The sequence below is a fragment of the Shewanella benthica KT99 genome, from assembly GCF_000172075.1.
Lineage (GTDB): Bacteria > Pseudomonadota > Gammaproteobacteria > Enterobacterales > Shewanellaceae > Shewanella > Shewanella benthica_A.
In genome coordinates, this window is sequence record NZ_ABIC01000006.1 from 48,767 (window position 1) to 63,332 (window position 14,566).

General features: G+C 45.9%; 13 protein-coding genes and 1 pseudogene. 10 read left to right on the top strand and 4 right to left on the bottom strand.

Features of this window, described 5'->3' with window-relative positions; all coding sequences use genetic code 11:
- Positions 1 to 12 precede the first annotated feature (12 nt).
- The 4 genes from murA (at position 13) to KT99_RS03880 (ending at position 5,338) form a co-directional block, all read left to right on the top strand.
- On the top strand, positions 13 to 1,272 hold the full coding sequence (gene murA, locus KT99_RS03865; protein ID WP_005497234.1) for a UDP-N-acetylglucosamine 1-carboxyvinyltransferase: 1,260 nt from the start codon (positions 13 to 15) through the stop codon (positions 1,270 to 1,272).
- Between the two features lie 233 nt (positions 1,273 to 1,505).
- Positions 1,506 to 2,909 carry a sensor histidine kinase gene (locus KT99_RS03870; protein WP_005497235.1) on the top strand — a complete coding sequence of 468 codons (1,404 nt, stop codon included), beginning with the start codon at positions 1,506 to 1,508 and terminating at the stop codon, positions 2,907 to 2,909.
- A complete protein-coding gene (locus tag KT99_RS03875) occupies positions 2,902 to 3,534 on the top strand; it encodes a response regulator (protein ID WP_005497236.1) in 633 nt (210 codons plus the stop codon). The genes KT99_RS03870 and KT99_RS03875 overlap by 8 nt, the downstream gene beginning before the upstream one ends.
- Before the next feature lie 196 nt (positions 3,535 to 3,730).
- Positions 3,731 to 5,338 carry an Ig-like domain-containing protein gene (locus tag KT99_RS03880; protein WP_040571595.1) on the top strand — a complete coding sequence of 536 codons (1,608 nt, stop codon included), beginning with the start codon at positions 3,731 to 3,733 and terminating at the stop codon, positions 5,336 to 5,338.
- Between the two features lie 265 nt (positions 5,339 to 5,603).
- Here KT99_RS03880 and KT99_RS20420 read toward each other — a convergent pair.
- From KT99_RS20420 to KT99_RS03905, 4 genes and pseudogenes are all read right to left on the bottom strand, one after another.
- Positions 5,604 to 6,373, bottom strand: a pseudogene (locus KT99_RS20420) (ISAs1 family transposase).
- Positions 6,374 to 6,541: 168 nt separating this feature from the next.
- Positions 6,542 to 7,624, bottom strand: a complete 1,083-nt coding sequence (gene degS, locus KT99_RS03895; protein WP_005497244.1) for an outer membrane-stress sensor serine endopeptidase DegS — start codon at positions 7,622 to 7,624, stop codon at positions 6,542 to 6,544.
- 176 nt (positions 7,625 to 7,800) lie between these two features.
- On the bottom strand, positions 7,801 to 9,153 hold the full coding sequence (locus tag KT99_RS03900; RefSeq protein WP_005497246.1) for a DegQ family serine endoprotease: 1,353 nt from the start codon (positions 9,151 to 9,153) through the stop codon (positions 7,801 to 7,803).
- Between the two features lie 150 nt (positions 9,154 to 9,303).
- Positions 9,304 to 9,672, bottom strand: a complete 369-nt coding sequence (locus tag KT99_RS03905) for a ZapG family protein (protein WP_005497248.1) — start codon at positions 9,670 to 9,672, stop codon at positions 9,304 to 9,306.
- A 101-nt stretch (positions 9,673 to 9,773) separates the two neighbouring features.
- Here KT99_RS03905 and zapE point away from each other — a divergent pair, with 101 nt between their 5' ends.
- The 6 genes from zapE to KT99_RS03935 all read left to right on the top strand — a co-directional run bounded on the left by zapE (position 9,774) and on the right by KT99_RS03935 (position 14,530).
- Positions 9,774 to 10,880 (top strand): cell division protein ZapE, encoded by a 1,107-nt coding sequence (zapE, locus tag KT99_RS03910; RefSeq protein ID WP_005497253.1) that lies wholly within the window; start codon positions 9,774 to 9,776, stop codon positions 10,878 to 10,880.
- A 262-nt stretch (positions 10,881 to 11,142) separates the two neighbouring features.
- Positions 11,143 to 11,583 carry a 50S ribosomal protein L13 gene (rplM, locus tag KT99_RS03915; RefSeq protein ID WP_005497254.1) on the top strand — a complete coding sequence of 147 codons (441 nt, stop codon included), beginning with the start codon at positions 11,143 to 11,145 and terminating at the stop codon, positions 11,581 to 11,583.
- Between the two features lie 14 nt (positions 11,584 to 11,597).
- On the top strand, positions 11,598 to 11,990 hold the full coding sequence (gene rpsI, locus KT99_RS03920; protein ID WP_005497255.1) for a 30S ribosomal protein S9: 393 nt from the start codon (positions 11,598 to 11,600) through the stop codon (positions 11,988 to 11,990).
- Positions 11,991 to 12,129: 139 nt separating this feature from the next.
- Positions 12,130 to 12,318 (top strand): DUF2065 domain-containing protein, encoded by a 189-nt coding sequence (locus KT99_RS03925; protein ID WP_005497256.1) that lies wholly within the window; start codon positions 12,130 to 12,132, stop codon positions 12,316 to 12,318.
- Between the two features lie 66 nt (positions 12,319 to 12,384).
- Entirely contained in the window at positions 12,385 to 13,680 is a 1,296-nt protein-coding gene (locus KT99_RS03930) for an adenylosuccinate synthase (protein ID WP_005497257.1), read from the top strand.
- A 229-nt stretch (positions 13,681 to 13,909) separates the two neighbouring features.
- The gene (locus KT99_RS03935; RefSeq protein ID WP_040571579.1) at positions 13,910 to 14,530 is read left to right on the top strand and encodes a tetratricopeptide repeat protein; all 621 of its coding nucleotides are present in this window, start codon (positions 13,910 to 13,912) and stop codon (positions 14,528 to 14,530) included.
- Positions 14,531 to 14,566 lie beyond the last annotated feature (36 nt).

The following is a 14,566-nucleotide window of genomic DNA, read 5'->3' on the forward strand; positions in this document are numbered from 1 at the left end:
CCGAGATCTAAATTGGATAAATTAAAAATTCAGGCGAGCGAAGCGCTGGCTGGTGAAGTCGTGATCTCCGGGGCTAAGAATGCCGCCTTGCCTATCTTGATGGCTGGCGTATTGGCCGAAACTGATTTTGTTGTCAGCAATGTGCCGGATCTGAGAGACGTGAGCACAAGTTGTGAGTTGCTGCGCTGCTTAGGCGCCGAAGTGAGCCGTACCAATAACAGTGAGGTGCGTATCTCAACCACCTCTTTGGATCATTTTTGTGCACCTTATGATCTGGTTAAAACCATGCGGGCATCGATCCTTATCTTGGGACCATTATTGGCCCGTTTCGGTACCGCAGATGTATCCCTGCCTGGAGGCTGTGCCATTGGTGCACGTCCGGTCAATCTTCATCTCCATGGTTTAGAGCAGATGGGGGCGAAGATCGAAGTCGAAGAGGGTTATATCAAGGCCCGTGTCGATGGCCGTTTAAAAGGCGCGCATATCTTCATGGATATGGTCAGCGTGGGGGCGACAGAGAATTTATTGATGGCGGCCTCCCTCGCCGATGGTGAAACTATCATAGAGAATGCCGCCCGTGAGCCTGAAGTTGTCGATCTGGCTAACTGTCTTATCGCCATGGGTGCGAAAATTAAGGGTGCTGGCACCGACTCGATTCGTATCCAAGGGGTCAAATCCCTGCAGGGTTGTCATTATCGTGTGATGCCTGACAGAATCGAGACTGGCAGCTTCTTGATTGCCGCTGCGGTCACTCGTGGCAAGATACGTTGTGTCAAAGCCGAACCATCGACTCTCGAGGCTGTGCTTGCCAAGCTTGAAGATGCTGGCGCTAAGATCACCACCGGCAGTGACTGGGTTGAGCTGGATATGCAAGGTAAGCGACCCAAGGCGGTCAACATTAAAACGGTGCCATATCCGGGATTTCCTACCGATATGCAGGCACAGTTTTGCTTGCTCAATGCGTTAGCCGAAGGCACATCAACCATTACCGAAACCATTTTCGAGAATCGCTTCATGCATGTCCCTGAGCTTATTCGTATGGGCGCAAACATGGAGCTCGAAGGCAATACCTGCATTATTCAGGGAATTGAGCGACTCAATGGTGCCCAAGTGATGGCGACTGACTTAAGGGCCTCGGCCAGTCTGGTTATTGCCGGTTTAGTGGCAGATGGTACCACCATAGTCGATCGTATCTATCATCTGGATCGCGGCTATGAGCATATCGAAGACAAGTTTAAGGGCCTTGGCGGACAGGTTGTTCGTATAAGCTAGCTGTAACCGACTTAAACTCGCTGAATAAAGTAAAGCCAGCAAGCCTCCTTGGTGGCCTGCACTGGAAGTTATTATCCCCGAATGCCACGGAAGGCATAATAGGGGTTTATGTCTGCAGTATTGATATAAAATATATGCTGCGGATTTTATATCAAAGTTCATCTAAAAAAATGATTCATTTATCTGTTGTAACGATCACTGAATCATTGCCTAGAAAATGATCCGTTCCGCCCATGCCAACATTCATCACATTTAACATTTATCTATTTTATGGCCTGGTGTTTTTCTCTATAGGCTGTGTTGTCGTATTTCGAAATTTTAAATATAGCCAGTTGTCTATATCTCCTATTCTATGGGCGCTAGCGCTGTTTAGTTTCGCCCATGCCTTTTATGAGTGGTCTGAACTTTATGTCATCCTGTTTAGCGATGAGATCTATCCAGACTATGAGATCCTTATACAGTGGCTAAGGTTGATAAAACTCTCACTTTCCTATGCAGGTTTAATGATCTTCGCTTGGCTGCTGTTTGGCATTAGCGATAGGCTCGGTGCCAAGCTCGGTCAGCTGGTGATTGCTGTGATAGTGATTATCTATACCTCAGGGCTGTTTTTCTTCCTCAGAGGTTATTATCTTCCTGCCGAGACCTTTGCTGAAGCCGCCCTGTATACCCGTTGGTTACTGGGGTTTGGTAGTGCCTCATTAGCGGCTATCGGTATCTCTCTTTATGGATATCAGTTGCAAAAGGCTGCTCATGAATGCGGCCATTACTTTGTCGCAACCGGCGTAGGCTTATTGATTTATGGGGTTTTGTCAGGGCTGGTACCGACAGATTTTCACCCTAGTGTGCCCGTTTTTCGGACCCTGGCAGCAGGCTTAATTTTATTTACCTTACATAAGGCACTGAAATTTTTTGATATTGAGAAGGAGTTGGCTACAGAGGCTAAGCTAAAGCGAGCCATTGAAGCTGATAAGTATAAAGCCATTGGTCACCTGGCCATGGGGATTGCCCATGAAATCAACAATCCACTCGCGTCTTCTCATCTTGCCTTAGATCTGCTCGAACGTAAGCTGCCTGCCGAGAATCTGGCATTAGTTGAGTACCTAGATAGAGCCCGTCTTGGCATTGACCGTGCATCTGAGATCAGTAAGGAGTTACTGACGTATGCCAGACCTAATGATGGCAAGGCCGAGCTTGTGTCGGTTCAGCAAGTTATCGATGGTGCTATTCAGTTACTCGCACATAAAGCGAAAGCTTACCATTTAAGTATTAGCTGTGGGTCTGAGTTAACCCTATATGGGCATAAGGTTAAGCTCGAAGAATTGATGATAAATCTGATCAATAATGCAATGGATGCGACAGATTATGGCGGTAATATTGAAATCATTGCCCATGGTGAGACTGACTATATTTACCTCTCAATCAGAGATTGGGGTGAAGGCATGGACAGTAAAACCTTAGAACGAGCGAGCGAATTATTTTATTCGACCAAGTCAATTGGCCAAGGGACGGGACTTGGATTAGCGATTTGTGAACAAATTTTGAGTGCTCATCAGGGCAAGATGAATATTGAAAGTACATTAGGTGAGGGTACCAAGGTATCTATGACATTTTATAACAGAGGTTTGATCCATGACTAAGGTCTTAATTGCAGAGGATGATAAAGATCTGCGGCTGAATATGGTTGATATTCTCGAGCTTGAAGATTTCGATGTGATCGCCGTACCCTGCGCAGAGGAAGCGATTGCAGTCTGCCAAAAGCACTCTTTCGATATCGCTTTAATGGATCTGGTCATGTCCGGAATGACAGGTGTCGAGGCTATTTCGAACCTGAGACAGGAAAATCCCTTTATGGCTGTGGTTATTGTCACTGCCTACGCCACCGTAGATACTGCGGTTGATGCGATGAAGAAAGGGGCTGACAGTGTGCTGACCAAGCCATTTAAGAGTGTCGACCGAGTGATGACCATACGACGCAGTATCGCTGAAAAGCAATTACTGAAATCGAGTTCTGCTATCGACTCAGATAGCGTCTATGCAGCGTTAGCTAATCCACTACGACGTGCAACGTTAAAGTCGTTGGGTTGCCATAATAGGTTGAAATTTATGGATTTATTTCGTTTGGTTAGCGTGGGAGATCATACTAAGTTTAATTTTCATCTGCGCCAGCTCAAGAAAGCTGGATTAGTGATGCAAAATGAGAGAAAGCTCTACATTTTGACAAGTACAGGATACTTTGTGTTACAACACCATAACTTGCCATAGGTTTTATTTTTCAGAATAAACAGTCACTTATCAAACTTCTGATAACTATAGTTCACCAGTTTAATCTGATTGTGAACTCCCCTTATCTATTCCTTTAGGGGTAACTCATTAATACTGGCTAAATGTCCAAAGAGACATATTAATCGCCCTCTCAGCAATGTTGGCGATATCAAAAAAGCCTAATGAGGATGAACTTATGAACGTAAAAATACCCTATAAAAAGCTAGTATTTGCCAGCATGATAACCATGTTGGTAGCTTGTGGTAGCGATAATGATACAGCAGAACCCGCACCGGTTAATAACGCACCCGTTGTCGTTGCTGATAGCGTAACGGTAACCGTCTCTGAAGTTGTGACCATAGATGTATTAGCCAATGATACCGATGCCGATAGTGATGCCTTATCCATCGTATCCGTTGACTCAGGTAGCGCCGTGATAAACGCAGGAAAAATTGACTTCACTGCCGGTGTAGCGGCTGGGGAGGTGAAGTTTAACTACACCATTACTGATGGTACCGATGAGACGACCGGTGAAGTGACCGTGACGGTTGAAGCGCTGCCTGAACCTGAAGTGCTCGCTTATGTCGGAACACAAACCTGCTTATCTTGCCATACTAATAAATCCACTTATCTTGAGACAGGGCATAACTTTAAGCTCAATAAGATCGTCGATGGCGGTATTCCTGAGTTTCCATTTACCGATGTTACCGGCGCGATTGATTTCATCACCGGAGCCGACAATACATTGGGCGCGCCAACCAGTTATGATGAGGCCAGTTACGTTGTTGGCGGCTACCACTGGAAGATGCGTTGGCTGGATGCCGATGGTTATATTGTGACTGGATCGGGGGTGCAGTACAACATCGAGGCTAACGGCGGGGTCTTGGGCGCCGAGTCTATGGGCGGATATCACGCGGGTGATGTCGATAAGAAATATAACTGTGGTAACTGCCATACAACTGGCTGGAAACGTAATACCACAGAAGACGGCGATACGCGTAACTTAGATGGTCACCAAGATGGCTTGATCGGTATCGATGGAACCTTCGCGGCAGCTGGCGTGCAATGTGAATCTTGTCACGGTGCGGGTAGCTTACATGCTAAGGCACCTTCAAAAGACAATATCACTAAGCTGGCTATGGCTAGAACAACCGAAGATTTCTTAGCCGATGATATGGCCTATGGTAAAGCGGTAACGTGCGCCGAGTGTCATACTCGTGATGGTGAGAAGGACTACCCTTCATTCGTTACTCCTTACAATGCCGCCTTCCCCGAGGGCGCGAAAGTGGGTGGTCGTATCATAGCCAACGGCAGTGGTTTGAGTAAGCACCACCAAACAGCCGATGAGATGTTAGGTGTTAATCCTACTACCGGTGAAGAGCGGGGTCCGAAGAAAAATATGAGCTGTACCACTTGTCACGACTCTCATATGTCAACGGTCAACAGAGACAAGCCAGGACATGAAACTGCGTTAATTAAAGAGTGTAGCGATTGTCATACTATGGAGTTTGTCGATGGCGGTGGATCATATGGCCACAGCACAGTTGCAGAGTGTACAACGTGTCATATGCCTGAGCTGGCTAAAAGTGCAACAACTCGTACATCAAAGGGCGGCGTAATATTCGGTGATGTGAAGTCTCACACCTTCACCATGGATATCTCTGCCGATGCTAAGCAGTTTATTACCAACGCAGATGGTAAAGACACCTTCCAGAACCCTTGGGTTACTGCTGAGTTCTCTTGTGGCGAGTGTCATACTGACTTTGCCGACAAGGCCGCAGCCTTAACTAAGATACATAAGTAAGCTCATTATAATTACCAGTAATCTGTTAATTTAGTCCCTTGTCCATCGAGCCACTCCAATTTATTATTGGAGTGGCTTTTTTTAGTGTTTATCCTCCCTTCAAAAACTTCTTCGTTGGCTTTTGTTTGCCAGAAATCATGAGTCACAGTCACAGTCACAGTCATGAGCTATAAGCTATAAGCTATAAGTCTGATATGTGATATGACGCCGGTAAAGTGGACACGGGGTTTAAATTCTTGATAGCAGAAAGGGGGGGGGGGCACGGCTAGCGCATTTTAATCCCTGACTCTAACAGGGTTGAGCGATACTCGTCGTCCAACCCTGCCATCTTCTTTTTAGCCACTATACTCGCGCGTTTTGTCTGCTCTTGCTTGAACACAGTCATTGCTATTTTTCTCATCACATTAAAAGCAAGCGGACCTCGGCCTTTACGGATCCGTGATTCATCTTCTCTGAATGTCATCTCTAACACCCAATGCATACTTTCTACTTGCCAGTGATTTCGCACAGAAGATAACGCCTGCTCTGCATTTAAATCTAATGAGCTAATGTACCAACGTGTTTCAGTGGTCTCTTTACCTGTCATTTTTTCATGTACGTCTGATGTCACTTTGATAATGCTTTTTAAGCCAACCCACTGATATTTATTATTTAACCAACTTTTATTAACCAGCACTTGCTGACAACGTCTTGTTTCAATTCGCCCTGTAGACCAGAATGATGACCTTTAAGCGCTAGAATATAATCAGCCTTTTGCTTAACGATTAGCTTTGCTATCTCTTTTTCATCCGCTTTTAATCGGCAGATAACACGGGCAATAGTGTCATGCCGAGGAATACCTGCTTTAAAAGGACGATGTTGAAGAAGCCAATCAAGCTTTAGATGTCCAAAGTTTTCAATGTCTTCCCATCCTTCAGAGCCTGACATAACCGCACTTATAGCGAGTAAAATAATATCTAATAAGTTATGTTTTTTACAACGCTCGATACGGGGATCCGCAATCGAATCAAAATGTTTTAAAAAAGTAGCAGTCATTAACATCACCAAAAAAGAGTATTTGGTGATCTGATCGCTACTTGAGCATAAAGTTCAATTTATAATGATCTTGCCGTGGGGGGGGGAACTGGATGCTGAAACAAGTAAGAATAACAGTCATGGGCTAGCAGCTAGGGGTCATAGGCTTGACCCCTGTGTGAACGTTAATTACTGCTCATTGGCAGATTTCTCACCAATGACAACAGGGACATCGTAAGGCCTGCCTTTACGTATGATAGTGATTGAAACTTGCTTTCCCGGTGGTGTTTCGGCGATTCTATCCATCAGCATTTCGACGCCAGGAATATCTTCCCCTGCATATTTGATGATCACATCTCTTGGCTGAAGTTGAGCTTGGGAGGCCGGCCCATTAGGATCGACGCCGGTGATCACCACACCAGTAAGATCCGGTAGATTGAGGATCTGCGCCATTACAGGGCTGATAGGTTCACCGCTTATGCCTAGTGCCCCCCGGATCACCCGACCATTTTTAATCAGTTTACCCATGATGCTATGGGCCAGCTTGATTGGGATGGCAAAGTTTATTCCATGACCACCACCTTCTTCACCGACCTGGAAGGCCGCCGTGTTTATGCCGATCAATTGGCCACGGGTATCGATAAGTGCTCCACCTGAGTTACCGGCATTAATCGCAGCATCTGTCTGCAGGAAATCCATGTAGCCAGAACTGAGTCCATTACGGCCCGTGGCACTGATAATTCCTTGAGTGATAGTCTGACCAAGGTTGTAGGGATTGCCTATGGCTAAGACAACATCACCGACTTGTGCTGGCTCCTCTAAGTTGATTGGCACTATTGGTAGGCTGTCGCCTTCAATTTTTAGTACGGTCAGATCGGTGACAGGATCTGAACCGACGACTTCAGAGGTGAATTTACGGCCATCTTGTAGGGCGACGACTATCTCATCGGCTTGTTTAATGACATGGTAATTGGTAAGGATATAGCCTTCAGCGCTCATGATCACACCAGAACCAAGGCCTTGTAGTGATCTTGAGTTAAGAGGTTGATTACGATTGATACTCAGACTATAGATATTGACCACGGCAGGGGCTGCACGCCTAACTGCAACGGAAAATGAAAGCTCAACTCCATGATCACCACGTTTTTGGAAAAACAGGCTGGTCATATCCTTGTTTGCCAAAAAAGGCGTTACTACCAGAAACACTGCCGCCATAATAAGGCCGAAAAAAATGGCCTTGCCGAGATAGAGTAGAGTGTCTTTAAGGGCCATGTCAGAGAGTATTAAAGAAAAAGTAGCGTAAGATTAGCATGTTTAAAGCTTGAAGGTAATTAAGATAAAGTGATGAAGCAGCAAAGAAGACCAGCATTGTCAATGCTTCGTCATCGCCTTATCTGACAATAAGAAACAGCATAAAGGCTAACCGTAGCCTTTATGCTGTTTTATTGTTATCTCAGCACTAGATATAGGCTGCTGTTGTCACGTCTTATCTTCAATGCGACATCGCCTTGTTGATCGGCTAGTTTGGCCTTGAGCGACTTAATATCTTTTATTAGTGAGCGATTCACACCGACAATAACATCGCCTTTGTGTAAACCACTAACTGCAGCCGGCGAGTTTTGGGCAACATTGGTTATCTCTACGCCTTGCTTGCTGTTTTCTAATGCCGCACCGGCGAGCATGGGATGAATGGCTCCGGCGGCGGTTTCTATTGTCTGACTGTTTTCCCCTAGAATCGCGGTTACGGTTTGTTTGTCACCATCGCGGATCAAGCCAAACTCAACTTCTGCGCCTGCGCCCATGGTGGCAACTTTCGCCCTTAGCTCCTGAAAGCTTTTGATATTGCGTCCATTGACACTGACAATAATATCGCCAGCCTTTATACCGGCTTTATCGGCTGCGCTATCGGCCATGACCTGATCGACAAAGCCACCATGTTGGGTATTTAAGCCAAAACCTTTCGCCAGCTCATGGGTCAGGTCTCGACCCGATACACCTAATACGCCGCGGCGGACTTCGCCGTACTCGATGATCTGATCGATTAGGTTGTTAACCATATTAGAAGGAATCGCGAAGCCTATGCCTACGTTACCGCCGCCGGGGGCTACGATGGCGGTATTGATGCCGATAAGGTCACCATTGAGGTTGACTAAGGCGCCGCCGGAATTACCACTGTTGATGGCGGCATCGGTTTGAATGAAGTTCTCTAGCATCTCAATACCCAGACCCGAGCGGCCCATGGCGCTGACGATACCCGATGTCACTGTTTGGCCAAGACCGAAAGGATTACCAATAGCGACGGCAAAGTCACCGACCCTGAGTTTATCGGAATCGGCACGTTTCAATGCGACTAAGTTATCGGCTTTGATTTGCAATAATGCGATATCTGACTCGGGATCGGTGCCGATAAGTATTGCCTCGACCTCACGTCCATCATGCAGGCCAATTAAGATCTCGTCAGCGCCTTCTATCACATGATTATTGGTGACGATATAGCCCTTGTCAGCGTCGATGATGACTCCCGAACCTAGGCCTCGAAATGGACGTTCCTGTACTTGCTCCCGGGGGGCATTAGGACCAAAAAAATATCTGAAGGCATCGGGTAACTTTTGTTTAGAGACATGGGTCCCCGTAACAGCTACGGCAACTACCGCGGGTGTGGTGCGCGCTAACATGGGAGCCAGACTGGGGATGGATTGTCCATCAACCGCGATTGGAATTGCCGCCTGAGACAGGCTAGGAGCCAAAGAGATCGATGCCGTAAGCAGGGCGGCAGAAAGTAAGCTTAATTTGGATTTCATCTATTTGTAGCTCCAATATCGGATTCAGTAGTATTACTTAAGGATATAGGGATGTTTTTTGCTATATCAAGAAGTAATTATAGATCTTTTGTTACTGAATCCGACAATAGGCTGGAGATGAGAGTTCATTTTTATTAACAAAGGTTAATTTTATTTATGCACAATTATGACATTTTTACGGTTTGTTTCATTGGTTTGGGCGAATATAGAATCTGAGATTACTTCATGGCTAACTAAGTTAGCCAGTGGTTTAGCCGTACTTTTTGGGGCTAAGGTGTTCGCCGCTTCATTCCACTGTTTGTTAACCTTGTTTAATTGCTCCGTCAGCTCGGCGAGTTGTGTATGGTGCAGTTCGAAATGATCAGTGACCTCTTGTTTGTGCTGACTCAATTCTAATCTAGTCTGCTCGTGGGCTTTTCCCTTGCCATTTGACTCACTGTTACGGGCAATGATAGTGCGACCGACGTAACCGAGTAAGATACCGAGAACGAAAGCGGCAATAACTAAGGGCCATTCCATATAAAACTCCTTTACATCAGCAACTAAAAATTTGAATCAATTATTATTGTTGACATGATACCATCTAGCCGTTCATTTAAGCATTAAAGAGATTATTTCACGTGTCCCAGCTAACTCCGTGGCAGCATTACCAGCAAGACTTGACTCGAGATGAGTTTTCACACGATCCAGCGCAGGAACAAGCGGTAAAAAGTTTGCAGCGTGTGTTTGATGAAATTCAGCTTATTAATCGTAAACCGAGCCTGGTGAAAAGAGTATTTTCGTTTCTGGGGGCGAAACAGCAAGGGGTTCAGGGACTCTATCTCTGGGGTGGGGTTGGGCGCGGTAAAACCTACTTGATGGATACCTTCTATGATGCTTTGCCCGGAGAGAGAAAGCTGCGGGCACACTTTCATCGTTTCATGCATCAGGTTCACTTAGATCTCGATAGCCTAAAAGGGCAGAGAGATCCCCTGTTAACGATTGCCAAACAGATGGCCGATAAGTACCAGGTGATCTGTTTCGATGAGTTCTTCGTGTCGGACATTACCGATGCCATGTTACTCGGCACCTTGTTTCAAGCCCTATTCAAAGAGGGGGTGGCGCTGGTCGCGACGTCCAATATCATTCCCGATGAACTCTACCCTAATGGCTTACAGCGAGCGCGCTTTCTGCCAGCCATAGCGCTGATCAATCAACATTGCCAAATACTCAATGTGGACTCAGGCATCGATTATCGTCTGCGTACGCTGGAGCAGGCCGAAATCTATCATTTCCCCCTCGATGCTAAGGCCGATACGAATTTACTCTCCTATTTTAATAGGTTGGCACCCGAGTCTGAGGTGTCAGTGGATGGGATCGAGATCGACGGGCGCAATATAGCGATAAGAAAGCAGGCTCAAGGTGTCTTGTTGTTGGATTTTCTTGCCCTGTGTGATGGCCCCAGAAGTCAGAGAGACTATATGGAGTTAGCCTGCCTCTATCATACTGTCTTGCTCAGTGGGGTTAAGCAGATGGGTGATAAGCTTACCGGCGACGATATTGCTCGGCGTTTTCTCGCCATGGTGGATGAGTTTTATGAGCGTAATGTCAAACTCATCATTTCAGCCGAAGTCTCCCTCGAAGACATCTACACTCAGGGCTTATTAAGCTTCGAATTCAGGCGTTGTCGTTCACGTCTCACCGAGATGCAATCCCATGATTATCTGGCCTTAGAGCATTTGCCATAAGGTTAAATATTTGGGCTTCTAGGGCTAACAAGTGTCTTGCCAAGAGCAGGGAATTATTTAAATTACCTGCTCTGCAAATATTAGGTGATTTTTAGCTCATCTTTGTCTATAATCCGCCACCTGCCCTCGTTACTCCATCAATTAGATGGAAGTTGTAAAGCCTAATTCTTTGCTCGAAGGGGCGGGGAATGGCACTATTTGTGCTTCTTACCAATATTGGTAAAGCATTTGAGACAGAATTTTAACATTGGGTTTTTGTAAAATGAAGACTACTTTTACTACTTTTACTGCTACACCAGAGACAGTCACTCGCGAGTGGTTTGTCGTTGACGCTGAAGGTAAAACTTTGGGTCGTATGGCTACTGAAATTGCTTCACGTTTACGTGGCAAGCATAAGCCAGAGTATACACCTCATGTTGACACCGGTGATTACATCATCGTTATCAATGCTGAAAAAGTTACTGTCACTGGTAATAAAGCGAAAGGCAAAGTGTACTACTCGCATTCGGGTTTCATTGGTGGCATCAAGCACATCACCTTTGAAAAGCTGCAGGCTCATAAGCCTGAAATGATTATCGAGAAAGCGGTTAAGGGTATGTTACCTAAAGGTCCTTTAGGACGTGCCATGTTCCGTAAACTTAAAGTTTACGCTGGTACAGAACATAATCACGCTGCACAACAACCTCAAGTTCTTGATATCTAAACAGGATTAAGCTAATGGCTGCAACTCAGTACTACGGCACTGGCCGTCGCAAAACATCTACTGCACGCGTATTCGCGAAAGCAGGAACTGGCAACATCGTTGTCAATCAACTTCCACTAGATCAGTATTTTGGTCGTGAAACTGCTCGTATGGTTGTTCGTCAACCACTAGAGCTAGTTGAAATGACTGATAAACTAGACATCTATGTCACTGTAAAGGGCGGTGGTATCACTGGCCAAGCAGGTGCAATTCGTCACGGTATTACCCGTGCATTGTTGGAGCTTGATGAAACTCTACGTCCTTCTCTTCGTGCCGCTGGTTTTGTTACCCGTGATGCTCGTAAAGTTGAGCGTAAGAAAGTTGGTCTACGTAAAGCACGTAAGAAGCCACAATTCTCAAAGCGTTAATTTTTCGCTATCGAGAACTCAAAAAACCCAGCTTATGCTGGGTTTTTTATTGCCTGAAAATAGACCATCTCCTTGCCGATTTGTTAATCTAGTCTTAATCCTGTTCAATTTTACTTTAGGCTATGCGGAATTTTAAATTATGTCACTACAGCTAATCATGCTAGCGTTAGGTATTGTGCTTGTTATCGAAGGAATTGGTCCCCTGTTATTTCCTAATCGCTGGAAAGCATATTTAAAGGATATTTCGAACCAAAATCAGCAACTTCTGCAACGTTTGGGTGGTGGTTTAGTCACCGCAGGTATTGTTTTGTTGATTATTTTTTCATAAATTACTTGCCTACAGCCCCTATAGATCTGCTAAAATCCCGTTTTAACCACTAGCGTGCAGCAAATAATGGGCAAAAACGTCGTAGTTCTCGGCACCCAATGGGGTGACGAAGGAAAGGGTAAGATAGTTGACCTACTTACCGAACAGGCTAAATATGTCGTTCGATATCAGGGTGGCCACAATGCCGGTCACACTCTTGTTATCGATGGTGACAAAACCGTTCTTCATCTTATTCCATCAGGGATCTTACGTGATAATGTAAAATGCATTATCGGTAATGGCGTGGTGCTATCACCAGAAGCTCTGATTACTGAGATCAACATGCTTAAAGAGCGTGGAGTTCCTGTTGAGGAGCGTCTGCTTATCTCTGAAGCGTGTCCACTGATCCTGCCATTCCATTGTGCTCTAGATGTTGCCCGTGAGAAAGCTCGCGGTAATAAGGCTATTGGTACAACGGGCCGTGGTATTGGTCCTGCATACGAAGATAAGGTTTCACGCCGTGGTCTTCGTGTTGGCGATCTGTTTGATGCAGAGCTGTTTGCAGAGAAGCTGAAAGATGTGATGAGCTATCACAACTTCATGTTGACGCAATACTACAAGTGCGAAGCTGTAGATTATGAAAAGACATTGAAAGATGCTTTGGCAATCGCAGATTACCTTAAGAGTATGTGTACCGACGTCACTGAATTGTTAGATCAGGCGCGTAAAGCGGGTGAGCCTATTCTGTTTGAAGGCGCACAGGGTACCTTGCTTGATATCGACCATGGTACTTATCCGTTCGTCACCTCTTCTAATACTACCGCAGGTGGTGTTGCTACAGGTTCAGGATTCGGTCCACGTCATCTGGATTATGTATTGGGTATCATGAAGGCTTACACGACTCGCGTCGGAGCCGGACCTTTCCCAACTGAGCTTAAGTGTGAAATCGGTGACTACTTAGGCACTAAGGGTCACGAATTCGGAGCCACAACTGGTCGTAAGCGTCGTCCAGGTTGGTTAGACATAGTTGCCATGAAGCGTGCGGTACAGATCAACAGCGTAAGCGGTTTCTGTCTGACTAAGCTAGATGTGCTAGATGGTCTGAAAGAAGTGAAGATTTGTGTGGGCTATCAGTATCCAGATGGAACTGTCGCGACTGTGACTCCACTCGCGGCTGAAGGCTACGAGAAGGTCACACCTGTACTGGAAACTATGCCAGGCTGGAGTGAGACCACTTTCGGTGCGACTTCTTTAGAGCAATTGCCGCAAGCGGCATTGAACTACATTAAGCGTCTCGAAGACTTGTTAGAAACGCCAATTGATATTATCTCTACGGGTCCCGATAGAAACGAGACCATGATTCTGGTGAATCCGTTTAGTTAATAGTAAGGGGCCGCATATCGCGGCCTTTTTATTGGTGTTGATACGGGCAAGGCAGTGCTCAAGAAATGCGTGATACTGCCGATGACCTATTATGTACCCAATAGGCGAGTATTGATGAGACAAGCTATTCACCGCTAATCGAGTGTCTTGTCTGATCACTACTTATGTTTATGAATTTTTCGCGAGAGAGCTCATGCTAGGAGAAGTGCTAAAATTTTCATCGAAAATCATGTCGCGTTATCTGTTGTTATCGATAGTAGCGCTGATACCGGCTTTGAGCTGGGCCGAGACTCGAGCCGTGGATATCTATAGTCAGGAGCAGTTAATTGAACTGATCAGGACTAAACAATATCTTACGCGAGTCACGGAGGATGATTGTCAGTTAGTCCAGGATATTGAGGCGAGAGCCGAGGTGCTTGAACAGCCCCTGTATCAATATCTTTGGGCCGAGATGCTTAATCATGGTATTTGTGTCAAAGCAAACCCACCGAGAGGGATCTCTTTACTGCGTGACTCTGCCGAGCAGGGGAGCGCGGAAGCTATGCTCAGGATCGCCGAGTACTATCACGATGGACAATTCGTGATACAAGATCGCGACAGAGCCATTCATTATGTGATGCCCGCAGCGGCCAATGGCGACCTGCCGGCACGTATGATGTTAGTCAGACTGTTTGGTGAAGGCTATGGTAGCCCAAGGGATTTCGAGATGGGATATCACTGGCTATATAACGATGTATTTAGTGATGAGGCGACAAAACATAAAGCCTTAGAATTATTGAAGGTGCTAGAGCAGAAAATGCCGCCCAGTGCAGTTGCCAGGGCAAAACAGGAGCACCTGAGATCCCGATAAACAGTACCATTTGTCTATTAGCAATTGGTATGACCC